Below are 25,953 nucleotides of genomic sequence, written 5' to 3'. Positions count from 1 at the left end.
ACCGTGGTGGGCAGAGCACAAGCATCGTGGGACAGGGTTGTCAGTTCGGCTGGGTGAGGTCGTAGAGCGTTCCGCCGTCCACCGTCGTGGCGGTGAAGTTCTCCTCGACCCAGCTGGTGATCTCGGCCGAGGCGCTGCTCCCGCCGTCCCCGCCCATCCCGACCCTGCCGGACACGAACCAGTGGATCCGGCCGTCCTCGACGAGCGCCTGGAACTCCGCCAGCGTCGGCGAGGGGTCGGTGCCGTTGAACCCGCCGATCGGCATGACCGGCAGCCCGGTCGCCAGCTGGTAGCCGGCGGCGTTGTTGGCGCCGACCGTCGCGGCGGCCCAGGTGTAGGCGTCGGCGTCCTCGGCGAGGACGGCGGCCAGCTCGTCGCTGACCTCGCCCGCGTCGAGCAGACCCCCCAGGCCGCCGCCGGGGCCGCCCCGGGCACCCGTGGCCCCGCCGCCCGGCATCGTGCCGGTGCCGCCACCGGGCGGGGCGGGCATCGTGCCGTTCGCGCCGCCACCCGGGACGCCGGCCGGACGGGCGCCGCCGCCCGGGAAGCCACCGCCCATGCCGTCGGTCACGGTCGGGCCGGCGCTCGGGATCGACCCGGTGTGCGCCGTCCCCGCCGTCTGGACGGCGTAGGCCGCCGGGCCGCCGAGCCCGGCGACGACCGCCGCGGCCAGCACGCCGACGACGACCGCCCGGCGCAGCCGGTGGACCGCCAGCAGCCCGAGCGCCCCGACGGCGCCGGCGGCGAGCACGACCCACCTGAGCCAGGGGACGAACTCGGCCGAGCGGGCCAGCAGCGCGAACGACCAGGCCGCGGTGGCGGCCAGGACGACGGCCAGCACGGCCCGCGCCCAGAACTCGCCCCGGTGCCGCCACAGCAGCCCGCCGCCGATGCCGACGAGCGCGGCGACCGCCGGGGCCAGGGCCACGGTGTAGTACGCGTGGAAGATGCCGGCCATCAGGCTGAACGTCAGGCCGGTGACCAGCAGCCAGCTGCCCCAGGTGAGCAGCCCGGCGCGGCGGAGGTCGGTGCGCGGCGCGCGGCCGACCGCGACCAGACCGGCGACGAGCAGCAGCAGCGCCGCCGGCAGCAGCCAGGCGATCTGCCCGCCGATCTCCGAGTCGAACAGCCGCCCGAGGCCGGTCTCGCCCCAGCCCGTGACGCCGCCCACGCTGCCCGTCTCGTCCCCGGTGAGCCGGCCGAGGCCGTTGTAGCCCCAGATCAGCTCCCAGACGGAGTCGGTCTGCGAGCCGCCGATGTAGGGGCGCATGGAGGCGGGGACGAGCTCCACGACGGCCACCCACCAGCCGCCGGTGACCACCAGGGCGGCGCCGGCCGCGAGCAGGTGCCCGATGCGCTTGCCGAGCGTCGTCGGCGCGGCGACCAGGTAGACCAGCGCGAAGCCGGGGACGACGAGCACCGCCTGCAGCGTCTTGGTGAGGAACGCCAGGCCGATCAGCGCCCCGACGGCGACCAGCCGGCGCAGGCTCGCCTTCTCGACCGCCCGGGTGAGCGCGTAGGCGGCGATCGTCATGAGCAGGACCAGCAGCGCGTCGGGGTTGTTGAACCGGAACATCAGCACCGCGACCGGGGTCAGCGCCATGGCGGCGCCGGCCAGCAGCGCGGGGCGGTACCCGGCCACCCGGCGGACGGCGAGGTAGAGCACGCCGACCGTGGCCACCCCCATGAGCGCCTGCGGCACCAGGATCGACCAGGACGACAGCCCGAACAGCCGCACCGACAGCGCCATGACCCACAGCGAGGCCGGCGGCTTGTCGACGGTGATCGAGCCGGCCGCGTCGGAGGAGCCGTAGAAGAACGCCTCCCAGCTCTGCGACCCGGCCTGCACCGCGGCGGAGTAGAAGGCGTTCGCCCAACCGGAGGCGGCCAGGTCCCAGACGTAGAGGACGCCGGTGGCGAGCAGCAGGCCCAGCAGGGACGGGCGCACCCAGCGCGGGTCGCCGTCCCTCCCGCGGACGAGGCGCCGGAGGCGCGACGGCCGCGCCGGGGGAGCGGGCGGCGCGGTCCACCCCGGCGCGGCGGGCAGGGTCGTGGTCATCGGGCGGTCTCCATCTCGAGGACGGCAGTCCTGCCGTCGGCAGGGGCAGCCGCGGCGGGCCGGAAGACCCAGCCGCGGAAGAGGACGAAGCGCAGCAGCGTCGCGACGGCGTTGGCGGCGACGAGCAGGAGGAGCTCCGCCGCGCGGGAGGCCCCCGGCGCGACGGCGTGCAGGACGGCGAGCGAGCCGCTGGTCAGCGCCAGGCCGAGGCCGAAGACGACCAGCCCCTGGGCGTGGTGGACGCCGGCGCCCGCCCCACCGCGGATGCCGAAGGTGAAGCGCCGGTTGGCCGCGGTGTTGGCGACCGCGGTGAGCAACAGCGCGGTGAGGTTGGCCGCCTGGGCGCCCACCACCCCGCGCAGCAGCACGAACACCAGCAGGTAGGCCAGCGTCGACAGCACGCCGATGGCGGCGAACCGCAGCAGCTGGGTCACCAGGCCCGGCGGCACCCCGGGCACCGGGTCGGGCAGCGGGCGGCGGCCGATCTGCGCGCGCAGCTCGGCGACCGGCAGGCGGCCGGTGGCGAAGGCGCGCAGCATCCGCGCGATGCCGGCGAGGTCGGCCTTCGCCGTCCGCACGATGTCGACGCGGCTGTCGGGGTCGTCGACCCAGTCGACCGGCACCTCGTGGATGCGCAGTCCCGACCGCTCGGCGAGCACGAGCAGCTCGGTGTCGAAGAACCAGCCGGTGTCCTCCACCAGGGGCAGCAGCCGCCGCGCCACGTCGGCGCGGACGGCCTTGAAGCCGCACTGCGCGTCGGACAGCGAGGTGGCCAGCGTGCCGCGCAGCAGCAGGTTGTAGCCGCGGCTGATGACCTCGCGCTTGAGCCCGCGCACCACCCGCGACGAGCGGGAGAGGCGGCTGCCGATCGCCAGGTCGGAGTGGCCGCTGATCAGCGGCGCGACGAGGGGCAGCAGCGCGGCGAGGTCGGTGGACAGGTCGACGTCCGTGTAGACGAGGACCGGGGCGTCGGAGGCCAGCCAGACCTCGCGCAGCGCGCGGCCGCGGCCCGGCTCGAGGAGCACCCGCACCTCGACGCCGGGCAGCTCGGCGGCGACCCGCTGGGCGACGGCGAGCGTGCCGTCGGTGCTGGCGTTCTCCGCGACGGTGATCCGGGAGCTCCACGGCAGCTCCGACAGGGCCGCGTGCAGCCGGCGCAGGCACGGCTCGAGGTCGGTCTCCTCGTCGTGCACCGGCACGACGACGTCGAGGACCGGCGGGGCGGGTCGGGACTCTCCAGCGCGCGCGTCGGCGCCCTGCAGCAGGGGTGGCATGGCGATCACCGTCAGGTGCGGAGCTGGCGCGGAGCCGGGGAGTGGCTGGAGGTCCCCTGTGACAGCTGATCCACAGCGAGTGACGGGGTAGAGACGAGGAGCTCAGCGACGGCGTCGACCGGCCCGAGCTCGAGGTCGGCGCCCGGGTCACGGGCGTCGTCGTCCCGACCGGGTCGCACGGCGGGTACCGGGAGGACCTGGTGCTGCCCGCCGACTCGGTGGTGCGGGCGCCGGCGACCGCGACCGACGTCGCGGCGTCGACGCTGCCGATGAACGCGCTGACCGCGCGGTCCACCCTCCACCTCGTGGGCCTGCGGCCGGGGCAGGTGCTCGCGGTCACCGGGGCGGCCGGCGCTCACGGCGGCTACGTCGTCCAGCTGGCCAAGGCCGACGGCGCGGTGCAGGACGAGCGGGTGCTGCCGGCGGTGCGCGACGGGGGAGCGGTGGCGACCGTCCGCGGCTACCGCGGGCCGGGCGGCGGCGAGCGCGGGCTGCGGTTCTTCCCGACCCTGGTCCGCCGCGTCGCGCGGGACCGCGCCGCGCTCGACCGGCTGCGGCAGCAGGCCGAGGACGGCGTCCTCTCGCTGCGGGTCGACCGCGCGCTCCCGGCCGAGGACGCCGCCGAGGCGCACCGGCTGCTCGCCGGGGGCGGGGTCCGCGGTCGGCTGGTGCTCACCTTCTGACGCTGATTGGCTGACCGGCATGGTGCACCGACTCCTCGTCAGCTACGGCCAGCCCGCCGACCCCGGGGCGTTCGACGACTACTACCGCGACACCCACACGCCGCTGGCGATGGAGATGCCGGGCCTGGTCCGGTTGGCCATCGGTCATCCGAAGCCGCTCGACCCGTCGCAGCCCGGGCCCTACCTGGTGGCCGAGCTGGACTTCGAGTCGGAGGAGGCGATGGGCCGGGCACTGGCGTCCAACGAGGGGCGGGCCGCCGGGGCCGACATCGCCAACTTCGCCACGGGCGGGGCGACGCTGGTCCACTTCGACGTGCACGAGCCGATCGCCGGCATCCCGGAGATGCCGTGAACGGGGCGCAGGCGCTGATCCGCACGCTGGTCGGCTCGGGGGTCGACGTCTGCTTCGCCAACCCGGGCACCTCCGAGATGCACTTCGTCGCGGCGCTGGACGACGTCCCGCAGATGCGCGGCGTCCTCACCCTGTTCGAGGGCGTGGCCACCGGCGCGGCCGACGGGTACGCCCGGATGGCCGGCCGGCCCGCCGCGACCCTGCTGCACCTGGGGCCGGGGCTGGGCAACGGGCTGGCCAACCTGCACAACGCCCGGCGCGGCCGCACGCCGGTCGTGAACGTCGTCGGCGACCACGCCCGCCCGCACAAGCGGCTGGACGCGCCGCTGGAGTGGGACATCGACGCCCTCGCCGGCACCGTCTCGACCTGGGTGCGGCGGTCGCTGACGCCGGCCGAGGTCGGGGTGGACGCCGCCGACGCGGTGGCCGCGGCCTCCGCGGGGGGCGTGGCCACGCTGGTGCTGCCGGCGGACGTCTCGTGGTCCGACGGCGCGGAGGTGGCGGCGCCGGTGCCGGCGCGGCCCGCGCCGCGACCCGGTCCCGACGCGGTGGAGGGGGTGGTCGCCGCGCTGACCTCCGGGGAGCCGGTCGTGCTGTTCCTCGGCGGCGACGCGGTGCGGGAGGCCGGGCAGCTGCTGGCCTCGCGGATCGCCGCGGCGACCGGTGCCCGGCTGATGGGCGAGACCTTCCCGGCGCGCATGCCGCGCGGGGCGGGGCTGCCCGACCTGCCGAAGCTGCCGTACCCGCCGGAGATGGCGATGGCGGCGCTCTCGCGCACCCGGCACCTGGTCGTCGTCGGCGCCACGGCGCCCGTGCACTTCTTCGGCTACCCGGGGATCCCGGGGTCCCCGGTGCCGGAGGACTGCACCGTGCACGTGCTCGCGGCACCCGGTGAGGACGGCGTGGCGGCGCTGGAGGCGCTCGCCGACCAGGTGGCCGACGGCGCCGAGCCGCAGCTGTTGGGGGCCGCCCGGCCCGAGCTGCCGAGCGGGGCGCTGGACGTGCGCTCGCTGTCAGCGGTCGTCGGCGCGCTGCTGCCCGAGGACGCGATCGTCGTCGACGAGGCGCTGACCTCGGGCGTCGGGCTGGCCGAGCTGACCTCCGGCGCGCCGCGGCACGACTGGCTCTCGCTGACCGGCGGGGCCATCGGCGACGGGCTGCCGATGGCGACGGGGGCGGCGATCGCCTGCCCCGGCCGGCCGGTGCTGGCGCTCCAGGCCGACGGCAGCGCGATGTACACGATCTCGGCGCTGTGGACCCACGTGCGCGAGCAGCTCGACGTCACGACGGTCGTGTGCGACAACGGCTCGTACGCCATCCTCGAGCACGAGCTGGCGCGGGTGGGGGCGACCGGCGACGGCAAGCGGGCGGGGCAGCTGCTCGACCTGGGCGCCCCGGACCTCGACTTCGTCGCACTGGCCGGCGGGATGGGCGTGCCCGCCACCCGCGCGGAGACCGCCGACGAGCTGGCCGACCAGCTGCGCCGGGCGCTGGCCGAGCCCGGCCCGCACCTCGTCGCCGCCGTCCTGCCCCGCCGGAGGTAGTCGCCCGGGCCGACCGTGGTTGCCCGGCAACCGCGGCGGCGCGGACCGTTCCCCGCATGGCCGCGTCCCGGCTGCAGCGGGTGCGGTGCCGGCTGGCCCTGCACCGGTGGACGACGGTCGGCGCGGGCGACGGGCAGCGCATGCGCACCTGCCGGGCCTGCGGTCGCCAGGACGGTCCGTTTCCCTGGTACGAGGGGGAGACCACTCGGTTGGACGCACGGGACGTCCCGCCGGGCGGTCTCGGCTTCTGAGGCGCCACCCGGTGCGCTGGGCAACCATGCTTGTTCTCTACCTAGGGGCTAGGTAGAGTTCGTGCATGGGTGGAGAGCCCCGGATGACCATCCCGACCCAGCTGGTGCTGGAGGCGCTGCTCGGCGATCCCGAGCGGGAGCTGTACGGGGTGGAGATCGGTGAGCTGGCGAACCTGCGCAGCGGCACCGTGCACCCGATCCTCGCCCGTCTCGAGGGCGTCGGCTGGCTGACGTCGCGGTGGGAGGCGATCGACCCGCAGGCCGAGGGCCGTCCGCCGCGCCGGTACTACCGGCTGACCGCCGAGGGGGCGCTGGCCGCGCAGGCGGCGCTGGCGAAGGCGTACCGACCGTCCGTCGTCCGCCTCCGGCCGCAGGTGGGGGAGACGTGACCGGCTCGCGCGCCCTGGTCCGCGGCGCGCGTCTCGGGATCGCGATCGCGGTGCGGCCGTTGCCCGCCCGGGCCGACCGCGACCGCTACTACTGCGAGTTCGTCGCCGAGCTGTACGGGCTCGACCCCTCGGCCCAGCGCCGGCAGGTGGCCGGCTACCTGGCCGAGTCGCTCGCCCTGCGTGCCGCCGTCGGCGGCGGACCCTCGGGCCTGCCCCTGGACGCCCCGCCCAGCACCATCCGCCGCGTCGTCGTCTGCCGCCTGCTGCGGTGGCACCGGTGGCGGGTCTTCCGGACGCCCGACGGCGCGCGGTACTCCGCCTGCGCCATCTGCGGCAAGTTCCCGACCGACACGGTCTCCCGCGACGGCTTCACCGTCGCCTGACCCCCGGAGGCTGCGATGCAGTCCACCACCACCGGGCAGCGGTTCCGCTGCCGGTTCGTGCACTGGCACCCCTGGAAGCCGACCAGCACCCCGGACGGCGAGCGCTACGTCGCCTGCGCCGTGTGCGGCAAGGACCACTCCGCCCGGGCCGGGGTGGACCAGAACATCACCGGCTACTTCGCCGGCTGACCCAGCCCTCGCGAGGAGGACGGCCATGGCTCCCACCACCCGATCGCGCACGGCCCTCCGCTGCCGGCTGGGCCTGCACGCCTGGACGGCCGTCCCGGAGCGGGACGGCCTGTACGTGAGCACGTGCAGGAGGTGCGGCCGGACGACGGCGCCGTACGTCGAGCACGTGCCGGCGCCGCCCACCGGTTGGTTCTGAGCACGACGAGGACGTCCCGACCCGGGGAGCCCGCGATGACCGTTCGACGCAGGATCCCGTAGGCGGCGGCATGGCGGCGCCAGCCCGGCCGGTGCCGGGCGCTCGGCTGGCCATCGAGGTGGCCGCGCACTTCCTGCCCACCCCGGCCGACCGCCGTCGGTACCAGGCGGAGTTCGCCGCGGAGCTCTACGGTCTCCCGCCGGCCGCCCAGTTCCGGCACGCCGCCGGCGTGCTGTCCCACACGCCGGCGCTGCGCGCCGCGCTCCGCGCCGGCCGCCTGCCGGCGGCGGCCGGGAGGCAGCCGCTCGGTCGCCGGTTCCGCTGCCGCGTCCTGCGGTGGCACCACTGGAAGAAGTACAGCGCCCCCGACGGCGGCCCGTACCTCGCCTGCTCCGTCTGCGGTAAGCACCACGACGGCCCGGCCCACTGGCTGGCCGGCGCGGGGATGAGCGGAGGCGGCGGCCTCGGGCTCGGCGGCGGTGGCGTGGCCTGAGAGAGGGGAGACCGAGATGTCATCGACCGGACGACGGTGGCGCTGCCGCCTGCTGCGCATGCACGACTGGCGGGTGCACAGCACCGAGGACGGCGGGCGCTACCGGTCCTGCGCCGTCTGCGGCAAGGACGACGACGCGGCGGGCGGCGGCGGGCAGATCCTCGCCGGCTAGACCGTGCCGGTGCGTCCCGGTGCTCCCGGCGTCCGGAGGCCGCTCCCCGGGGCGCGCCTCGCGGTCGCGGTGGCGGTCCGCGTGCTGCCGACGCGCGCGGACCGCGACAGGTACTACTGCGAGCTGGTCGCCGAGCTGTACGGCACGACGCCCCGCGATCAGCTCAGGTTCGCCGTCGGTGTGCTCTCGCAGGCGTTCGCCCTGCGCGCCGCGCTCGGCGATCCCCGCCAGCTCCTGGAGGAGGTCCCGATGCCCTCGTTCGGACGACGGTTCCGCTGCCGCGTGCTGCGCCTGCACGACTGGCGGCTGCACAGCACCGAGGACGGGAGCCGCTACCGCTCGTGCGCGGTCTGCGGCACCGACGACGCCGGCCCGCGGGGGATGACCAACACCATCGGCGCGTGAGGCCTAGGTGCGCGGCGCCTTGCGCGGGTGCAGCAGGCGCTCCACCGCCGCGGTGGCCTGCTTGTCCTCCTTGCGCGCGGCGCGCTTCTCCTTGAGCGACTTGTTGGACTTCTTGGCGGAGTGCGCGTCGTGCGGCGACTTGTCGGCCATGGCTCTCGCTCCCTCGCGGAGGGCCGGATCCGGCTTCGGTGGGGCGCACGCTACGCCGGACCGGCCTCCGCGGCGAGAGGCGATGCGCCGCCCTCAGCGCACGGCGCGGTAGGCGGTGATCGGCGCGCGCAGCAGCGTGGTGCGGCCGGTCTCGACCACCTCGGCGAACCCGGCGGCGGCGAGCAGCTCGCGCAGCCCCTCGCCCGCCTGCTCGGCCAGCCGGGGGTCGTCGGAGGGGGCGTGCCGTGCGCGGCGGCGCGCCAGGCGGCTGTCGAGGGATGGGCACCCTCGCCGGCCGCGTGAGGTGCCGCGGGGGGACCGCGATCGGCTGGCGGACAGACCCGAGCGGTAGCCAGCCGCGGACGCATCTCGCCGGCGGCGTGTACGAGATCTGATGCGGTGTGCCTCAGGCGCCGCGCTGCAGGCTTCCCGTCGTTCGTCGTGCCGAGAGAGGTACGGCTTCCTGGCCGCCATGAGCGCGGCCCGCGGTCAACCCGTCGGGTGGGGTGCGGCCGGCTCGGACAGCTCCTGCAGCGTCTGTTCCAGCGCCTGATGGAGCGTCGAGCGTTCCCCCTCGGTCCACGCCAGCTCGAAGGCGTCCTGACCAAGGAGCTCCCGGCACCGGGTGACGATCTGCTCGATCAGCGGGGGAAGGGCCGGCGTGAGGAGGCGGGCGTTTCGTCCCCGGGCGGCGGCCGCGGCGGCGAGTGATCGGGCCGCGACGGCCGGCCGCCGCTCGGCCAGGGCGAGCGAGGCGAGTCCCTCGAGGGAGTAGGCCATGCTCGTCTGCTGGCCGGCGCGCTGGTTGGCCAGGGCCCCGGCCACTATCGAGCGTCGAGCCGCGGCGTGATCGCCGAGGTCGAGCTGGGTGAGGCCGAGCATGCTCAAGGCCCGCCCCAGCATTGCCTCCTCACCCACCGTCTCCGCGAGGTCGGCTGCAGCGTGGTAGTGGTGGGCGGCCGTGCCGTGATCCCGGCGGGCGAGTGCCATGTCAGCGGCCGCAAGATGCATGCTTGCCTGGCCGAGTTCCATGCCCAGTGCCGTGAACCGGTCGAGGGCCACGTGCACGGCCCGCGCCGCCTCGTCCAGCCCACGCTCGAATCCGTCTTCAATCTCGGCGACGGCCACGAGGGCGCGGTCGACGTCGTACTCGTGGCCATCGGGAATCAGCGGCCGACCGCGGCGCAGGAGCGGTGAGATTGCCGGCAGATCGCCGAGCGCCATGGCTGCGGCCGCTCGGAGGACCAAGAGACGCCCGACGACTGGCGGAGGCGCCTCGCCCGAAGCGGCCAGCGCCTGGTCCAGCCAGGCGGCGACTTCGGGCTCGGCGTCCCGGAACGCGAGGTAGGCCAGGGCATCGCGGATGAGGCGGGCAGCCGCGGCCAGGTCCCGCGCGGCAAGCACGCGCTGCACCGCGGCTCGGTAGTTGGCCCGTTCGCGGTCCATGCGATGCAGAGCGCACCGGTAGTCGTCGCCACGGGAGTGCAGCAGTTCGTCGGTCAGTGCCAACATCCACTGGGTGTGTGCGGTCTCGGTCTGGTCCTTATCCGGGGATCTGACCAGCCGCTCCATGGCATCCCCTCGAACGGTCTCAAGCATGGAGAACCGGGGTTCGGGTCCCGCCTCGTCGACGACCACGAGGCTCGCGTCAACGAGCGCGCCGAGGGTGTCCAGCACGTCTGGCTCGTCCGAACGAGCACAGACCCGCTCCAAAGCGTCGAGCTCCCACCCGCCGACGAACACGGCGAGCCGGGCGAAGAGGGCCTGCTCGTGCGGTCGGAGAAGGTCGTGGCTCCAATTCATCGTCGCCCGGAGGGTGCGCTGCCGTTCCGGCAGGTCCACCGGGCCGTAGCCTAGAACGTCGAGCCGACCGCGCAGCCGCTTGAGGAGGACCTGCGGCGGGAGCAGCCGGGCCCGTGCCGCGGCCAGTTCGATGGCCAGCGGGAGGCCGTCGAGCCGGCGGGCGATCTCGGCCATCGCCAGCTCGTCCGCCGCCGACCCGGAGACCGGGCGGACCGCGGCCGCCCGGTCGGCGAAGAGGCGCACGGCGGCCGCCTCGTCCAGCGGCCGGACCCGGAACTGCTCCTCAACCCGCAGCTTCAGCAGCGACCGGCTGGTCACCAGCAGCACCACCGAAGGCACCCGCTCCACCAGGTCGGCGAGGTCGCCGGCGGCGCCCGCCACCTGTTCGAGGTTGTCCAGCACCACCAGCGTTCGGTCGTCCCCCAGCGCCGCCGCGATGACGGCGATGGCGTCGTCCCCCGGCTCTCGTCGCGCGCCCAGGGCGTCGGCGATCGCGCCGACCACGAGAGCCGGATCCGTGACCGCCGCCAAGGTCACGAAGACCGCGCCGCCCGGGAGGTCGGCGGCCACCAGATGGGCGGCCTCCACCGCGAGCCGGGTCTTCCCGATCCCGCCGGGCCCAGTGAGGGTCAGCAGCCGGGTCCGATGGTCGCGCAGCCGCCCGACGACGGCCGCGACGTCGCTCTCCCGCCCGACGAAGCTGCCCGGCGGACTGAGAACCTGCCGACGTCGGCCCAGACTGAGCGGAGGCGGAAAGTCGGCGGGCAGGCCCGTCACGACCAGCTGGAACAGCCGCGAGGGTGCCGGGAAGTCCTTGAGCCGGTGCTCGCCCAGGTCGCGCAGCCCGACACCCCCCGACAGCTCGTCCCGCACCAGCGACGCCGTGGCCTCCGACAGCAGCACCTGACCCCCATGCGCCGCAGCGGCGATCCGCGCCGCCCGGTGGACCGCGATGCTCACATAGGAGCCCTCGACCACGACCGCCTCACCGGTATGCAGCCCCATCCGCACCCGCACCGGCGCCTCCGGCGGCCACTCGTGGGCGGCGAGGGCGCGCTGAGCGTCCACCGCGGCGGCCACCGCTTGCGCCGGTCCCCGGAAGGCCACGAAAAACGAGTCGCCTTGGGTGTCTACCTCGCGTCCCCCGTGGGCGGTGAACGCCGCCCGCAACAGCCGCCGATGCTCGCTGAGCAGGTCGCCGTAAGCCCTGCTGGCCTCCTGCAGCAGCCGCGTGGAGCCCTCGATGTCGGTGAACAGGAAGGTGACCGTGCCCGTGGGCAGTGACGCCCCGGCCGTCCGCCCGGACCGACTCCCGGCACGCTGCTGCGGCACGGTGCTCCCTCAAGGACCTCGGTGCCAGCCGGCCGGCCGGACCGTAGGCCAGAGGATAGGGCGACCGCGCCCGTGGGAGCCGTCGCCCGGAGAGGGCAGGGGCACACTATGGACAACGACCGCGATATCAGCATCCGCTTCCCCGCGTGACGCATTCGCCGCCGGGTCGAGGTACGACGGCGTGCCGGGTGTGTACCGGCACAGAGAGGTGCATACCGAGCGGATTCGTCAATCTGAGGGCCCGAACTCGGCCTCGATCGAGATGCTCGCGGCCGACTGAGATCACCCTTGCAGAGCATCTAGCGCCTTCCGGCCTCTGACGTTCACCCGCCGACCAGTGCACTGGATTCACTCTGAGCTGCGCGTGCCGTTGCCGAACGTGGTGAGCGTGCGGACCCTCAGTCGAACCTTGAGAGCACCGGCAAGATCCCGCCGCGCGCGTGGTGATCTCAGAATCAGCGCGCGTGGCCGTTTGGAGTCGTGCAGATGAGCTCACCGTTTATCGCCACGCCTAGAGTTCCGCCTCTCACGGAAAGCTGCACCACCCCCGGCTCCATTGGGAAGGGGCCGCCCGGGATAGCTGGGACGCCTGGCTCAACGGTCATACTGCCGTATGACCCGAGCTCGCCCTCCAAGGAGATGGTGGAGTTCCCGCTCTGACCGCCGAGGACGTCCACGACACCAGCTTGCAGTGATATTGAGGTACAGGTGCTGTCCTCGACAGTGACATCATCAGTGCTGCCAGAAAGGCCGAGGGCTGCGGTGGAGGGACGCCCCCCGACTTGTCGCACGTATGGCCCGCCAGGAATCCAGTTCGCAAGTGGTACTCGGTGTGTCGTGGGCGAAAATTGTGTCGTCGAGGTGGACGTCGTCGTGGCGGGCGTCGGAGTCGGGGCAGGCGTCGGACTTGGGCTTCCGCCGAGTCATCAGGCGCAGAAGTGCTTGTGTCAGAGGCCCGGGTTCCACCGCCGCCTTGCTGCTCATCCTCTTGTGGAAGGACGATCCATAGCCCGGTGGCGACTAGAGCGCAGACTATGGTGGCCACGAGCAGCGGAGTTGCACTTCGGTGGCTCTTCGCGAAGGCGATGGCCGTCAAACTGGCGAGAATCCCCCCACGGTCAAGAAGAAGGCGTCTGCGGTCATGAACTCCCCCGGCCGACCGTCCTCGTCAGGTGTAGGGGCAGGCTAGTCGGTCGAGGATCGGAACGTGGGGGCTCACAACGGGACGGACTTTGCATGTTCGCAGTAGCGGTGCCGCCAAGACCGATGTTCACGGTCTCGGGATGGCAGGACCCTCTGCCAGAGAACGCGGGCGTCCCGAGCGATCCGGCGCACGTACTCGCTCGACGGATCGTGCCCTAGGTGTCGCGACCACAGACGTTGTTGACAGTCGGCGTGGTGGCTTGATCACGAAGGAGACCTCCGGAAGGAGTGGTGGTGCTTGACGTCACCATTCCCAACCGGAGGTCTCCGTGGCCCACGCTAATGCCCGCACCACTGTCTTCGCCCGCAGGCTGATCGTTGCCCGCGTCCGGGCCGGTCACCGGCCCGGCGAGGTGGCCAAGCAGCTGGGGATCAGTCGGCAGACGGTCTACAAGTGGGTGCGGCGCTGGCGCGCCGAGGGCGAGGCCGGGCTGGCCGACCGCTCCTCGCGGCCGCATCGGATGCCACGCAAGACCGTGCCCGAGCGGGTCGCCGAGATTCTCGCCGCGCGTCGGGCGCACCATGCCGGCCCGGTCCGGTTGGCCGCGCTGCTGGGCATCGCCGCCTCCACCATCGGGGCGGTGCTGCGCCGGGCGGGCATGCCCCGGCTGGCCGAGGTCGACCGGCTCACCGGCGAGCTGCTGCGCGGCCGGCGACACAGCCGGCTGCGCTACGAGCGCGACCGGCCCGGTGACCTGCTGCACGTCGACGTGAAGAAGCTGGGCCGGGTGCCTGACGGCGGTGGCTGGCGCGTCCATGGCCGGCGGGAGGAGGTCCGCGGCCGCGGGCTGGGCTGGGACTACGTGCACGTCGCCATCGACGACCACACCCGGCTGGCCTACGCCGAGGTGCTGGGCGACGAGCGGACGACCACCTGCGCCGGCTTCCTGACCCGGGCGGCGGCCTGTTCGCCGCCCGGGACGTGACCATCGCCCGGGTGCTGACCGACAACGCCAAGAGCTACCGGATCGGCAAGGCGTGGATCACCGCCTGCGGCCAGCTGGGTATCGCCCGCCGGTTCATCCAGCCCGGCCGGCCCTGGACCAATGGCAAGGCCGAACGGTTCAACCGCACCCTGCAGACCGAGTGGGCCTACGCCACCGCCTGGACGAGCAACGACGAGCGCACCGCCGCGCTGGACGGCTGGCTGGCGCACTACAACACTGCCCGGAGCCACTCCGCCCTCGGAGGCCGCCCGCCGGTCAGCCGCCTCGCCGCGTGAACAACCTGTCCGGTCGCGACACCTAGGGCGTGTTTGAGAAGTCGGCGGAAGCGCTGATGGCGCGTGTTGGTGCCGGGACGTCGGCGAGGTCTCCGGTAGAGGGATCAACGACCAAGAAGCTCACCACGGAGACCTCGTGGACGGCCGCCTACCGGCCGGTGCCCGCCACGACCTGACCGACGAGCAGTGGCTGATCCTGGCCGCGCTGCTTTCGGGGAGGCCACGGAGGGCCGCCCCCGCCGCTGGACCTTGCGGCAGCTGATCGACGGCATCCAGTTCCGCACCCGCACCGACTGCGCGTGGGGCGGGACGTGCCCGAGCGCTATGGCACCTGACAGTGCGTCTACGAGCTTTTCCGCGCCTGGCAGCTGGCCGGCCGGTGGGCCGGCATCGAGACCGCGCTGCAGGCGGTGGCCGACGAGGCCTGGGTGATCGACTGGACGGTGTCGGTGGACGCCACCGTCGACCGGGCCCATCAGCACGCCGCCGGCGCCCGCCACCACCCCAAGCAGCAGGTGCTGCCGCCGGTCGGGGAGCCGGCCGATCATGCGCTCGGCCGATCCTTGGTACCGCGACCACCGGGGCGCGGACGGCCCCGGACCCGGCCGGAAGAAGTGCTGGCCGATCGGGCCTACTCCAGCCGCGGCAACCGCGCCCATCTGCGCCGACGCGGTATCCGGGCAACCATCCCGAACAAGGTCGACCAGCTGGCCCATCGCCGGGCGAAGGGCTCAGCCGGCGGCCGACCCCCGGCATTCGACCGAGAGCGCTGCAAGCAGCGGCACGCCGTGGAGTGCGGCATCAACCGGCACAAGCAGAGCCGCGCCTTCGGCACCGCCTGGGCGGCGCACCGGGCGGCCCGGGAGACCCGCGACGCCGGCCTGGCCGCGGCGAGCGCCGCCGCGCGCGCGGCCGGGGCGGCCTTCCTCCACCCCCTGGCGAAGGACACCCAGGTCCGGCACGTCCTCGGGTCGGCCGCCTCCGCCGCCCGGGCGATCGAGCTCTCGGCAGAGGGCGACCCCGCCGTCGGCGCGAACTCCCTCACGCGGTTCCGAATGGTCGCCGGTGCGGTGGTGGTGGACGTCCTCCGGTGCTACCCGCCCGCCCCGAGCGGCGGTGAGCGGGTCGGCGAACTGCTCCGGCACGTGGACGCGGCTCTCCGTTGAATTGCACTCCCGACAAAGGCGATGCCGCAGCTTGTCGACACGGCGACTCCCCGCCATTTAGAAAAAGGCTCTCAAGCATTCATCCGAACGGGTCGATCCCATTGTCGGCGCAATTCGCAGAAAGGCGGGTCGCGCACGACGGAGGGAGAGGCCGGTGCGGATCGGCAACGGCAGGGGACGGCGCGGCGCGGCGAGGACCGCCGGTGTGCTGGTGGCCGCGGCGCTCGGCGTCGGCCTGTCCGCCGGTGTCGCCTCCGCGGCGCCGCGCAACCCGTCCGACGGCGAGATCACCGCCGCCCGGCAGGCCGCCGACGCCGTCGCGGCGCAGATCGGCCAGCTCGCCGCCCAGGTCGCCGCCGCCGAGGCGCAGGTCGACGCCGCGCACGCGGCCGCCAACATCGCCCTCGACGAGTTCCAGGCCACGCAGGCCGAGTACGAGACGGCCCAGGCCGAGGCCGCGGCCGCCGATGCCGCCGCGCAGCAGGCGCAGACCGACCTCGCCGCCGCCCGCACCGACGTCGCCGCCTTCGCGCGCGACAGCTACATGTCCGGCAGCACCAGCCCCGGGCTGGTCAGCCTGCTCGACTCCGGCAGCCCGGCGCAGATGCTCGAGCGTGCCGCGCTGCTCGACGCCGCCGGCGACCACCGCAGCGACGTCCTGACCCGGGTGACCGTGGTGGAGCAGCAGGCCACCGCGGCCGCCGGGACCGCGCGGACCGCGCTCGCCACCGCCGACGCGCTCAAGCAGGAGGCCGAGGAGCAGCTGGCCGAGGCCACCGCGCTGGAGGCCGGAGCCCGCCGGCAGGCCGCCGCCGTGGAGGCGCAGCAGGCCCAGCTCCAGCAGCAGCTCGACGCCGCGCAGCAGACCCTCGCCACCCTGCAGGGCCAGCGCACCGCGGCCGACCAGTCCGCCCGCGACGCCGCCGCGGCCGCCGCGGCTGCTGCCGCCGCCGCCGCTGCCGCCGCCGCGGCGGAGGAGGAGGACGACCCGGCGCCGGCCCCCTCCGGCGGCAGCGGGAACGGCTCCGGCGGCACCGGGGGCGGCTCCGGCGCGGGCGCGCCGTCGTCCTCCGCCGTCGAGACGGCGATCGCCGCCGCGTCGCGCTGGATCGGCACCCGCTACGCCTGGGGCGGCGGGTCGCTCACCGGCCCCAGCATGGGCTGGGGCGTGGACGCCGGCGTCGTCGGCTTCGACTGCTCGGGGCTGACGCGGTTCGCCTACCACCAGGCCGGCATCTCCATCGCCCGCAACAGCAGCGCCCAGTACACGAGCCTGCCCAAGGTGTCGCGCAGCCAGCTGCAGCGCGGTGACCTGGTCTTCTGGGCCACCAACACCAGCAACCCGGCGACCATCCACCACGTCGCGATCTACCTGGGCGGCAACCAGATCCTGGAGGCCCCCGAGAGCGGCAAGACCGTCCGCATCACCTCGATGCGCTGGTCGGGCTTCATCGGCGGGGCGCGCCCCAGCGCCTGACCCGCCAGCCGGCGGGAGCGGGGCGTCTGGCGCCCGGCCGGTTCTCCCCTCATGCTGCGGAGGGGGTGGTCATGGGGGCGCACTCGCGGCGGCCGGCCCACCGGGGCGGTGGGCTGCTGCTCGGACTCCTGGTGGTGGTCGCCCTGTTCGTGGGCATCCGCGCCGACTCGCTCGGCGAGCCGTGCACCGGCCCGTGCGGCACGGGGGAGAGCGCCGACGTCACCGCCCTGCCGACCCCGCCGTCCCGGCCGCCGGCGCAGCCCGAGCCCGCGCCGGACGCCGGGCCCTCGCCCTACGCCGGGGTCGGGACGTGGCTGTCCCGCTACCGGTTCACCCGCGAGTTCGGCGGGACGGCGCCACCGGTCACCCCGGCCGACGTCGACGCGATGGCCGGCGCGGGCGTGCAGACGCTCTACCTCCAGCCGGCCGCCGACGACCCGCGCTTCCCCGGCCTGCTGAGCACCGACCTGCTCGGCCAGTTCCTCGCCCGGGCGCACGAGCGCGGCATGCAGGTCGTCGCCTGGTACCTGCCGCGCTTCACCGACGTGGCCGGCGACCTGCGGCGGCTGCAGGAGATCGCCGGCTTCTCCGCCGACGGGCACACGTTCGACGCGGTCGCGGTCGACATCGAGTTCACCGAGGGGACCGGGCTCGCCGCGCGCAACGCGGCGCTGGTCGACCTGTCCCAGCAGCTGCGCGCCCTGCTGCCCGACGCCGAGCTGGGCGCGATCGTGCTGCCGCCGGTGGTCACCGACGTGCTCAACACCGCCTACTGGCCGCAGTTCCCCTGGCAGGAGCTGCGCGACCTCTACGACGTGTGGCTGCCCATGGCGTACTGGTCGAACCGGTCGGAGGAGGGGTTCACCGATCCGCACTGGTACGTCACCGAGAACATCACCCGGGTGCGCGAGCACCTCGGCGAGCCCTGCGCGGTGGTCTCGGTGGTCGGCGGCTACGACGTCCAGGAGACCGCCGAGGACTACGCCGCGATGGTGCGGGCCGCGGCGGAGCAGGGCGCCGTCGGCGTCTCGATCTACGACTGGCCGACGACGCCCCCGTCCGCGTGGCCCGCCGTCAGCGGCTACGCCGCGGCGGGCTGCTGACCGCTCACCCCGCCGACAGCACCTCGCGGAGCCGCACCGCGAACGCCTCCGGGTCGCCCTGCTGGCCGAACTCGCCGCCGAGGAAGCCGCCGTGCCCGCCGGGGAAGACCACGGCCGCCTGCCCCAGCGCCTCGGCGAGCGCGACCGACGTCCGCCCGGTGAGCAGGCCGTCGGACTCGGCGCCGACCGCGACGACGATCCGGGTCGGCGCCGCGCGCAGCGCCGCCAGGTCGGGGCGGTAGGCGGTGATGGCGTTGGAGATGCCGGACAGCAGCGGGTCCTGCCGCGAGCCGTCGTCGTCGACCGGCAGGCCGAAGGCCGCGGGGTCGGGCGCGGACCCGGCGGCGTAGTCGTCGGTGAACTCGCCCCGCCACGAGGTCAGCGCGATGAACGCCGCCATGCCGGTGCCCCACCCCTTGTCGTGGTACGCCGCTTGCACGTCGCGCTCGGCGGCGAACGCCCGGTCGGCGTCGGGCAGCAGCGCGAGCAGCGGGGGCTCGTGCGCGACGAGCGTGCTCACGTCGCCGGGGTGCGCGGCGACCAGGGCCAGCGCGCTGACCGCGCCGCCGCTGCTGGCGAACAGCTCGACCGGTCCCGCGCCGAGCGCGGCGATGACCCGGTGGACGTCGTCGGCGTTCTGCTCGGGGGTGTGCTCGGGCCGGCCGTCGTGCCGGGTGCTGCGGCCCAGGCCGCGGGGGTCGTAGGTGACCACCGTGCGGTCGGGGAAGTGGGACGCCAGGCTGCCGAAGCCGGAGGCGTCCATCGGCGCGGCGATCAGCACCAGCGGCGGGCGGCCGTCGGCGGTCGGCAGCGGACCGCGGACGTCGTAGGCCAGGGTCGCCTCGGGGGTCTGGAGGGTGCTCGTCATGCACTGCAGACCCCCGGCTGACCAGGAACTCATCGCTCAAGCGACCTGCAACCGCCGCCCAAGCGCGCCGGCGCACGGTGACCGGCGTGAGCTCCCGATCGCCCGCCGCGCCGGCCCTCCTCGCCGTCGCGGCGCTGCTGTCCGCCTGCGCTCCGGCCGGTGCGGCCGCCGTCGCCGCCGTGGACGTGTCGTTCGAGCGGCTGACCTGGGCCGACGGCGTGGCCGTCGGCCCGGACGGCACGGTCGGCGTCCTGCTGCAGGGCCGCTACGACTCGGGCCTGGCGCAGGTGCGCGACGGCGCGGTGGCGCAGGAGACGTTCGTCGACGACACCGCCCACGCCGTGCAGGCGCTGCCGGACGGGTCGTTCCTCCTCGTCGCCGACGACGACAGCCAGTCCGACCTCCTCCTCGTCGTCGTCCCGCCCGCCGGCACCGCCGACGCGGACGACCCGTACGAGACCCGGCCGGTCGACCCCGACCCCGCCCTCGACGACGCGCAGCCGGTCACCACGGCGCTCTCGCCCGACGGCCGCACGCTCTACGTCGCGTTCACCGAGCGCGACCTCGACGTGGGCTCGCTGGCCCAGGTGCTTGCCGTCGACGTCGCGACGGGGCGGGTGGTCGCCACGCGCACCCTGGGCACGGCGACCGTCCGGCCGGTCGGTGTCGTGGCCTCCGGCGACGGCGGCACCGTGACCGTCGTCGTCGAGACGGCGGACCTCACCACCCAGGTGTGGCGGCTCGGCCCGGGCCTGGACGGCGCCGACGCCCCGACCGTCGAGGTGGACGGCTACCCGGTGACCCCGCCCGCCGTCGGGCCGGACGGCGAGCTGTACCTGCTCACCGACCCCGGCGCCGAGGGCGGACCGGTGCTGGTGCGGCTCGCGGCCGGCGCGCGCACCCCGGTGGCGATCGCCGACCTGGCCGACGGGCCGTACGACGAGCCGACGGCGCTGGCCGTCTCCGGCGACGGCGCCACCGTGCTGGTGGCCGCCCGCACCGGCGCCGAGCGCGTGCCGACCTACGCGCTGGTCGACGTCGCCCGCGGTGAGGTCGCCGAGCCGCAAGCGCTCGGCGGGCGCGGCACCGCGCTCGCGGCGGGCGCCGACGGCGGGACGCTGTTCGTCGCCGGGGCCGCGGACGACGACGACGGCGAGCGGCGCGCCCAGCTGTGGAGCGTCCCGTGAGGCGGCTGCTCCTCCTCGCCGCCGTGCTCCTGACCGCCGCGTGCAGCGCCGAGGGGGAGCACGGTCTCCCCGGTGAGATCCGCTCGACCGACGTGACCGTCCCGTCCCAGCCGTGGGGCGGCGAGTGGATCACCTACGCCACCGGCATCGCCGTGCAGGACGACGGCACCTGGGTGGTCTTCGAGAACGGCCTGGACGAGACGGCCGTCGTCCGCGTGCGCGACGGGGAGGTGGTGTCGCGCAGCCAGCTGGTCGCCCACGGGCTGGCCGGCGTGGTGCGGGCGGACGGCTCGGTCGCGCTGGTGACCGCCGACCCCGACGGCACCGCGCTGCAGGTCGCCGTCGTGCCGCCGGGCGGGCACCCCGACGAGGTCGAGCCGGTGGCGACGCGGCCGGTCGACCCGCCGCTGCACCTCGAGGACGAGTACGCCGACGTGTCCGCCGTGCCGGCCCCCGACGGCCGGGACGTGATCGCGCTGCTCGACCCGGCCGACGGCGGACCGGTGCTGGTCCGGCTCGCCCCCGCGACCGGCGCGGTCGAGGACCGCCACGAGCTGGACGCGTTGCCGGCCTCCTGGGTGCTCAGCGAGGACGGCGACGAGCTGGTCCTGTTCCTCGCCGACGGCGGGACGACGCACGTGGTGCGGATGCCGGCCGACCTCTCCGGCGGGCCCGGCGAGCCGGTCGTGCTGCCGGGCGACGCGTGGATGGCCACGGTGGCGCCCGACGGCACGCTGTACTTCCTGCTGGACGCGGGCGGGGGGCCGGAGCTGCACTCCCTCGCGCCGGACGCGGCGGAGCCGGTGCGGCTGGCCCGGCTGCCGGAGTCGGACGAGGCGTACCCGCAGGGCGAGTACCGGGACCTCGCGGTCGACCCCGAGGCGGGGCTGGCGTTCCTCGTCGGCTCGGGCGGGGAGGACACCGACCGCCCGGAGCCGTTCCTGCTCGCGGTCGGCCTGGACGGCGGCGAGGTCGGCGAGCCGCAGGTGCTGGCGGGGGACGGCTCGGCGGCCGCGGCCACGGTCGTCGACGGTGCGCTGCTGGTCGTCGGCACCGGGGCGCGGGACGCCTACGAGGACGGGTACGACGCGCTGGTCTGGACCTACGCCTACCCCGGCTGAGGGGCCATGCTGACCGCGTGGCGAGCGACGACCCGACCGTCTACGAGTGGGCCGGTGGCCGGCCGGCCTTCCAGCGCTGGCTGGGCCGGTTCTACGACCTGGTCGAGGCCGACGACCTGCTGGCGCCGGTGTTCCACGGCCGGGTCAGCGAGCAGCACCGGCGCGACGTCGTCACCTGGTGGTGCGAGGTGATGGGCGGGCCGGCCGAGTACACCGCCTCGCTCGGCGGCTACGAGCACATGCTCGGCAAGCACCGCGGCCTGCACATCAGCGGCGAGCAGCGGCTGCGGTTCGTCACCCTGCTGTCCCGGGCGGCCGACGACGTCGCGCTGCCCGACGACCCCGAGTTCCGGGCGGCGATCATGGGCTACGCGGAGTGGGGCACCCGGCTGGCGGTGCACAACTCCGGCGACGCGACCGACGTCGTGGAGCACGCGCCGGTGCCGCGGTGGGGCTGGGGCGTCGCCCCGCCCTACCGTCCCTGACGGCGGGGGTGGGCTTTTCCCCACCGCGAAGAGGCTGGTCAGCGCCATGTCCCGGCGCCTCGCGCGTCCCTAGCGTCGTCCGCGGCGGTGCTCCTCCCGGCGCGCCGCGGACGAGAGGACGACGAGATGACCAACCCACCCGCCGCGCTGGAGCTCGCCGCCGTCACCCGGGTCTACGGCCGGCCGGGCACCGAGGTGCGGGCCCTGGACGGCGTCGACCTGGCCCTGGCGCGCGGCAGCTTCACCGCCGTCATGGGTCCCTCCGGCTCGGGCAAGTCGACGCTGCTCAACTGCGCGGCCGGGCTGGACCGGCCGACCGAGGGCACCGTCACCGTGCAGGGGCTGCCGCTGACCGGGCTCGGCGAGGACCAGCTGACCCGCTTCCGCCGGCGCAACCTCGGCTTCGTCTTCCAGGGCCTGAACCTGCTGCCGTACCTGACCGCGCAGCAGAACGTGGAGCTGCCGCTGCGGCTGGCCGGCCGGCGCGTCGACCGCCGCGACGTGCTCGAGGCGCTCGCCGCGGTCGGGCTCGAGGGCCGCGAGCGCCGGCTGCCGGCCGAGCTCTCCGGCGGCCAGCAGCAGCGGGTGGCGGTCGCCCGCGCCCTGGTCACCCAGCCCGCCGTGCTGTTCGCCGACGAGCCGACCGGCGCCCTCGACAGCGCCGCCGCCCGCGAGGTGCTGGCGCTGCTGCGCGGCGCCGCCGACCTGCGCGGCCAGACGATCGTCATGGTCACCCACGACCCGGTCGCGGCCGCCACCGCCGACGAGGTCGTCTTCCTCGCCGACGGCCGCGTCGTCGGCACGATGGCCCGGCCGACCCCCGACGCCGTCGCCGGGCAGCTGGCCCACCTCGGCGAGCTGGTGGCGGTGGCCCGGTGACCGGCCTGGCCTGGCGGTCGCTGCGCGCCCGCCGGACGACGTTCGTCGCGACCGCGCTGTCGGTGCTGCTGGGCACCGCCGTGCTGACCGCGTTCCTGACCCTGCTGGAGAGCGGCGTGCAGGACGGCGTGAGCGCGGTCGACCGGGAGACGCTGGTGACCATCGCCTCGGTGGTCGGCGGCTGGGGAACGGTCATCGTGCTGTTCTCGGTGGCCTCGATGCTCGCGCTCACCGTGCGGCGGCGGGCCGATGAGTTCGCGCTGCTGCGCACGATCGCCGCCACCCGCGGCCAGGTGCGCCGGATGGTGCTGGCCGAGTCGGTGACCATCGCCGTCGTCGCGGCCGCGGCCGGCGTCCTGCCCGGCTGGCTGCTCGGCCGGGTCGTGCTCGACCTCCTGCAGGAGGGCGGGCTCGTGGCCGACGACGTCGCGCACACCCTCGGCTGGCTCACCCTAACCTGCGCGCTCGGCGCGGTGCTGCTCGCCTGCGCCGTCGCCGGGGTGCTCGCCGCGCGGTCGGCCACCCGCGGCTCGGCGCAGGAGGCGCTCACCGCCGGCCGCGTGCGCCGCAACCGGCTCGGCGCCTGGCGGATCACCGCCGGCAGCGTCTTCCTCTCCGCCGGGATGACCTTCACGGTGCTGACGCTCACCGTCACGGGCAGCAGCAGCGACCCGTACGCCGCGATGCAGACCGCCGGGCCGGCGTCGATCTACTGGTCGGTCGGGCTGGCGCTGTTCGCCCCCCTGCTGCTGCAGGCGGTCGCCGCGCTGACCGCGCCGCTGGTCCGGCGGGCCCTGCCCGACGTCCCCGGCCACCTGGCGGTGCAGCACGCCCGGCGGCGGGCCCACGACCTGGCCGGCGTGCTGGTGCCGCTGCTGGTCTTCGTCGGCCCGGCCACCGGCACGCTGTACCTGATGCAGATCGAGAACAGCGTCTCGGCCGACAGCCTCACCGGCGACACGGTCGGGCTGATCAACTACCTCGTCGTCGGGATGATCGCCGTCTTCGCCGCGATCATGGTGGTCAACGGCACGGTGGCGGCGGTCGCCGACCGGCGGCGCGAGTTCACCCAGCAGCGGCTGGCCGGCGTCACCCGCGCCGAGCTGGTCACCACGGCCGGCGCGGAGACCGCCGTGCTGCTGGTCACCGCGCTGGTCTTCGGGGTGCTGGCGGCGCTGGGCACGGTGATCCCGTACAGCATCGCCAAGACCGACGGCTGGCTGCCGACCACGCCGTGGCTGCTCCTCGGCGTCGTCGTGGTCGCCGTCGTCGTCGCCCTCGGGACCGCGGTGGTGGCCACCCGCCGGGCGGTCGCGGGGCCGGTGCTGCGCCCCTCGCTGGGATGACCGAGCAGGCCGGGAGCGTCCCACCGCCCGCCGGGCGGTGGGACGCTCTGGCCGTGGACGCGGTCGCCTTCCCCGGTCTGCTGCCGGTGGACGGCGGCGCGTTCCGGCAGCGGCTGCGGCTGGCCGGCCTGGCGCTGGTGTCGCTGATCGGAGCGGTCGGCTCGCTGGTGCTCTTCGCCGTCACCACGATCGGGATCGCGACGACGCCGGCGGTGGTCGGCGGCGTGCTGCTGCTGGGGCTGGTGCCGCTGGTCGCCGCCGTCGCGGGGGTGCAGCGGCGAGCGGCGGGCTGGGTGCTGGGGCACCAGCTCACCGCGAGGTACGCGCCGGCGCCGCGCGACCCGGTGCGCCGGCTCGGTGCCTGGGCGCGGGACAGCACCCGCTGGCGCGACTACTCGTTCCTCGCCTACGACGGCACCGGCGGCCTGGCGATGTCGGCGGTGGTCGTGGGCCTCACGGTTCTGCCGTTCTGGTACCTGGCCGCGCCGTGGCTGCTCGGCGGCGCGTGGTGGTGGATGGTGCTGCTCGCCGGCCCGGCGGCCGGGCTGTGGTGGATCCTCACCCCGCTGCTGGTGCGGCCGCGGTTCCTGGCCGGCGCGCACGTGCTCGGCTGGTCGCCGGCCGCCGAGCTGGAGCGCGAGGTGGAGCGGGTGACGGCGTCGCGGGCGGCCACCGTCGACTCCGCCGCGGCCGAGCTGCGGCGCATCGAACGCGACCTGCACGACGGCGTGCAGGCGCGGATCGCCTCGCTCGGCATGAACCTGGGCCTGGCCGAGGTGCTGCTGCGCAGCGACCCCGACGCGGTCGAGGAGCTGCTGGCCGAGGCCCGGCTGGGCGCGACCACCGCGCTGGAGGACCTGCGCAGCGTGGTGCGCGGCATGCACCCGCCGGTGCTGGCCGACCGCGGGCTGGCCGGGGCGGTGGAGGCGCTGGCGCTGGACGTCGCCGTGCCGGTGACGGTGTCGTCGACGCTGGACGGCCGGGCGCCGGCGCCGGTGGAGAGCGCGGTGTACTTCGCCGTCGCCGAGGCGCTGGCGAACGTGGTCAAGCACAGCGGGGCGTCGCGGGCGTGGGTGTCGCTCGGCCACGAGGACGGCGTGCTGCGCGCGGTGGTCGGCGACGACGGCGGCGGGGGAGCGGACTCGTCGTCCGGGACCGGGCTGGCCGGGGTGGCCCGGCGGGTCGACGCCTTCGACGGCACGCTGACGGTGTCCAGCCCGCCCGGCGGGCCGACGACGGTGGGAGTGGAGGTGCCGTGCGCGCTGTCGTCGTCGAGGACAACGCCCTCCTCCGGGACGGCCTGACCCGCATCCTCGAGGCGCACGACATCTCCGTCGACGCGCTGCCCGACGCGCTCGGGCTGGCCGAGCGGCTGGACGGGGCCGACGTCGCGATCCTCGACGTGCGGCTGCCGCCGACGCACACCACCGAGGGGCTGGTGGCGGCGGTCGAGCTGCGCCGGTCCCGGCCGGCGTTCCCGGTGCTCGTGCTCAGCCAGTGGGTCGAGCAGCTGTACGCGCGCGAGCTGATGGCGTCGGGGGAGGGAGCCGTGGGCTACCTGCTCAAGGACCGGGTGAGCGACGTCCGCTCGTTCGTCGCGGCGGTGCACTCGGTGGCGGGCGGCGGGACGGTGCTCGACCCGCAGGTGGTCTCCGCCGTCCTGGCGGCGGCCGACCGGCGCCGGGCCACCGACGCGCTGACCCCGCGCGAGCGCGAGGTGCTGGAGCTGATGGCGCAGGGCCGGTCGAACGCCGGCATCGCGGCGGCCCTCGTGGTCACCGAGAAGGCCGTGGGCAAGCACATCAACAACATCTTCGCCAAGCTCGGCCTGGAGATGGCCGGCGACGACAACCGCCGCGTCCTCGCCGTCCTGCGGTGGCTGCAGGACCGCGGCTGACCGGGTCACGCTCCGTCGAGATGCGCTCGAGGAGCCGAACGTGGAGCGTGAGCCGCCCCTGAGAGGGTGTTGGGTAACTGATCGGCTACTGCTGCTCGTCGAGGTCTTCGGCGAGGCGGCGGGCGGCCTCGGTCTCGATGGGGCCGTGCGGCTCGATGTGCCGTCCGGTGAGCCGGGCGGCCATGAGCCGGATCATGGCGACCTTGATCATGGCCTCGGCGTGCTCGGTCTTGCGCTCGTAGTCGCGTGCCAACCGCCTGCTCCTCGTCAGCCACCCGAAGCTGCGCTCGACGACCCATCGGCGCGGCAGTACCTGGAAGCCTG

The 25,953-nt window shown here is 75.1% G+C and carries 27 protein-coding genes and 1 pseudogene; 22 read left to right on the top strand and 6 right to left on the bottom strand.

Annotated features, from left to right (window positions below; genetic code table 11):
• Positions 1-40: 40 nt before the first annotated feature.
• On the bottom strand, positions 41-2,059 hold the full coding sequence (locus ACI797_RS21140; RefSeq protein WP_456861077.1) for an ArnT family glycosyltransferase: 2,019 nt from the start codon (positions 2,057-2,059) through the stop codon (positions 41-43).
• On the bottom strand, positions 2,056-3,333 hold the full coding sequence (locus ACI797_RS21135; RefSeq protein ID WP_456861075.1) for a glycosyltransferase: 1,278 nt from the start codon (positions 3,331-3,333) through the stop codon (positions 2,056-2,058). The genes ACI797_RS21140 and ACI797_RS21135 overlap by 4 nt, the downstream gene beginning before the upstream one ends.
• Positions 3,334-3,533: 200 nt before the next feature.
• Here ACI797_RS21135 and ACI797_RS21130 point away from each other — a divergent pair, with 200 nt between their 5' ends.
• The 11 genes from ACI797_RS21130 (at position 3,534) to ACI797_RS21080 (ending at position 8,390) form a co-directional block, all read left to right on the top strand.
• Positions 3,534-4,016, top strand: a complete 483-nt coding sequence (locus ACI797_RS21130) for a zinc-binding dehydrogenase (RefSeq protein WP_456861073.1) — start codon at positions 3,534-3,536, stop codon at positions 4,014-4,016.
• A 19-nt stretch (positions 4,017-4,035) separates the two neighbouring features.
• Positions 4,036-4,368 (top strand): EthD family reductase, encoded by a 333-nt coding sequence (locus ACI797_RS21125; protein WP_456861072.1) that lies wholly within the window; start codon positions 4,036-4,038, stop codon positions 4,366-4,368.
• Complete coding sequence (locus ACI797_RS21120) at positions 4,365-5,912, top strand: acetolactate synthase large subunit (protein WP_456861070.1); 1,548 nt, start codon at positions 4,365-4,367, stop codon at positions 5,910-5,912. The genes ACI797_RS21125 and ACI797_RS21120 overlap by 4 nt, the downstream gene beginning before the upstream one ends.
• Before the next feature lie 56 nt (positions 5,913-5,968).
• On the top strand, positions 5,969-6,163 hold the full coding sequence (locus tag ACI797_RS21115) for a hypothetical protein (protein WP_456861068.1): 195 nt from the start codon (positions 5,969-5,971) through the stop codon (positions 6,161-6,163).
• Positions 6,164-6,228: 65 nt separating this feature from the next.
• Positions 6,229-6,552 (top strand): PadR family transcriptional regulator, encoded by a 324-nt coding sequence (locus tag ACI797_RS21110; RefSeq protein ID WP_456861067.1) that lies wholly within the window; start codon positions 6,229-6,231, stop codon positions 6,550-6,552.
• Positions 6,549-6,935, top strand: coding sequence for a hypothetical protein (locus tag ACI797_RS21105; protein ID WP_456861065.1), 387 nt, complete (start codon positions 6,549-6,551; stop codon positions 6,933-6,935). The genes ACI797_RS21110 and ACI797_RS21105 overlap by 4 nt, the downstream gene beginning before the upstream one ends.
• Before the next feature lie 15 nt (positions 6,936-6,950).
• Positions 6,951-7,124 (top strand): hypothetical protein, encoded by a 174-nt coding sequence (locus ACI797_RS21100; protein WP_456861063.1) that lies wholly within the window; start codon positions 6,951-6,953, stop codon positions 7,122-7,124.
• A gap of 25 nt (positions 7,125-7,149) precedes the next feature.
• Complete coding sequence (locus ACI797_RS21095) at positions 7,150-7,320, top strand: hypothetical protein (RefSeq protein ID WP_456861062.1); 171 nt, start codon at positions 7,150-7,152, stop codon at positions 7,318-7,320.
• 70 nt (positions 7,321-7,390) lie between these two features.
• Positions 7,391-7,813, top strand: coding sequence for a hypothetical protein (locus ACI797_RS21090; protein ID WP_456861060.1), 423 nt, complete (start codon positions 7,391-7,393; stop codon positions 7,811-7,813).
• Positions 7,814-7,829: 16 nt separating this feature from the next.
• Positions 7,830-7,985, top strand: a complete 156-nt coding sequence (locus tag ACI797_RS21085) for a hypothetical protein (RefSeq protein WP_456542707.1) — start codon at positions 7,830-7,832, stop codon at positions 7,983-7,985.
• 81 nt (positions 7,986-8,066) lie between these two features.
• Positions 8,067-8,390: a hypothetical protein gene (locus tag ACI797_RS21080; RefSeq protein WP_456861058.1), complete on the top strand. Its 324-nt coding sequence runs from the start codon at positions 8,067-8,069 to the stop codon at positions 8,388-8,390.
• 3 nt (positions 8,391-8,393) lie between these two features.
• Here ACI797_RS21080 and ACI797_RS21075 read toward each other — a convergent pair whose 3' ends face one another.
• Together ACI797_RS21075 and ACI797_RS21070 are read right to left on the bottom strand one after the other, a co-directional pair.
• Entirely contained in the window at positions 8,394-8,540 is a 147-nt protein-coding gene (locus tag ACI797_RS21075) for a hypothetical protein (RefSeq protein ID WP_456539505.1), read from the bottom strand.
• A 489-nt stretch (positions 8,541-9,029) separates the two neighbouring features.
• A complete protein-coding gene (locus ACI797_RS21070; protein WP_456861056.1) occupies positions 9,030-11,675 on the bottom strand; it encodes an ATP-binding protein in 2,646 nt (881 codons plus the stop codon).
• 1,472 nt (positions 11,676-13,147) lie between these two features.
• On the opposite strand from ACI797_RS21070, the pseudogene ACI797_RS21065 reads away from it, so the two are divergent.
• The 4 genes and pseudogenes from ACI797_RS21065 (at position 13,148) to ACI797_RS21050 (ending at position 17,846) form a co-directional block, all read left to right on the top strand.
• Positions 13,148-14,100: pseudogene (locus ACI797_RS21065) on the top strand (IS481 family transposase).
• 410 nt (positions 14,101-14,510) lie between these two features.
• Positions 14,511-15,266, top strand: a complete 756-nt coding sequence (locus ACI797_RS21060) for a hypothetical protein (RefSeq protein WP_456861054.1) — start codon at positions 14,511-14,513, stop codon at positions 15,264-15,266.
• 154 nt (positions 15,267-15,420) lie between these two features.
• Positions 15,421-16,743 (top strand): C40 family peptidase, encoded by a 1,323-nt coding sequence (locus tag ACI797_RS21055; protein ID WP_456861052.1) that lies wholly within the window; start codon positions 15,421-15,423, stop codon positions 16,741-16,743.
• 71 nt (positions 16,744-16,814) lie between these two features.
• Entirely contained in the window at positions 16,815-17,846 is a 1,032-nt protein-coding gene (locus ACI797_RS21050; RefSeq protein WP_456861050.1) for a hypothetical protein, read from the top strand.
• A gap of 4 nt (positions 17,847-17,850) precedes the next feature.
• Here the strand turns inward: ACI797_RS21050 and ACI797_RS21045 are convergent, their stop codons facing one another.
• Positions 17,851-18,714, bottom strand: coding sequence for an alpha/beta fold hydrolase (locus ACI797_RS21045; RefSeq protein WP_456861048.1), 864 nt, complete (start codon positions 18,712-18,714; stop codon positions 17,851-17,853).
• Between the two features lie 86 nt (positions 18,715-18,800).
• On the opposite strand from ACI797_RS21045, the gene ACI797_RS21040 reads away from it, so the two are divergent.
• From ACI797_RS21040 to ACI797_RS21010, 7 genes are all read left to right on the top strand, one after another.
• The gene (locus ACI797_RS21040; RefSeq protein ID WP_456861046.1) at positions 18,801-19,901 is read left to right on the top strand and encodes a hypothetical protein; all 1,101 of its coding nucleotides are present in this window, start codon (positions 18,801-18,803) and stop codon (positions 19,899-19,901) included.
• Positions 19,898-21,022: a hypothetical protein gene (locus tag ACI797_RS21035; RefSeq protein WP_456861043.1), complete on the top strand. Its 1,125-nt coding sequence runs from the start codon at positions 19,898-19,900 to the stop codon at positions 21,020-21,022. The genes ACI797_RS21040 and ACI797_RS21035 overlap by 4 nt, the downstream gene beginning before the upstream one ends.
• A 17-nt stretch (positions 21,023-21,039) precedes the next feature.
• The gene (locus ACI797_RS21030; RefSeq protein WP_456861041.1) at positions 21,040-21,507 is read left to right on the top strand and encodes a group II truncated hemoglobin; all 468 of its coding nucleotides are present in this window, start codon (positions 21,040-21,042) and stop codon (positions 21,505-21,507) included.
• Between the two features lie 126 nt (positions 21,508-21,633).
• Entirely contained in the window at positions 21,634-22,386 is a 753-nt protein-coding gene (locus ACI797_RS21025; protein ID WP_456861039.1) for an ABC transporter ATP-binding protein, read from the top strand.
• Complete coding sequence (locus tag ACI797_RS21020; RefSeq protein ID WP_456861038.1) at positions 22,383-23,732, top strand: FtsX-like permease family protein; 1,350 nt, start codon at positions 22,383-22,385, stop codon at positions 23,730-23,732. The genes ACI797_RS21025 and ACI797_RS21020 overlap by 4 nt, the downstream gene beginning before the upstream one ends.
• Before the next feature lie 53 nt (positions 23,733-23,785).
• Positions 23,786-25,036 (top strand): histidine kinase, encoded by a 1,251-nt coding sequence (locus ACI797_RS21015; protein ID WP_456861036.1) that lies wholly within the window; start codon positions 23,786-23,788, stop codon positions 25,034-25,036.
• A complete protein-coding gene (locus tag ACI797_RS21010; RefSeq protein ID WP_456861034.1) occupies positions 24,988-25,629 on the top strand; it encodes a LuxR C-terminal-related transcriptional regulator in 642 nt (213 codons plus the stop codon). The genes ACI797_RS21015 and ACI797_RS21010 overlap by 49 nt, the downstream gene beginning before the upstream one ends.
• An 85-nt stretch (positions 25,630-25,714) precedes the next feature.
• Here the strand turns inward: ACI797_RS21010 and ACI797_RS21005 are convergent.
• A partial coding sequence (locus ACI797_RS21005; protein WP_456861032.1) for a transposase occupies positions 25,715-25,953 on the bottom strand: 239 nt, incomplete at its 5' end.

It is taken from the genome of Geodermatophilus sp. SYSU D00691, assembly GCF_054050275.1.
This window is presented reverse-complemented; position numbering and strand designations above follow the sequence as displayed.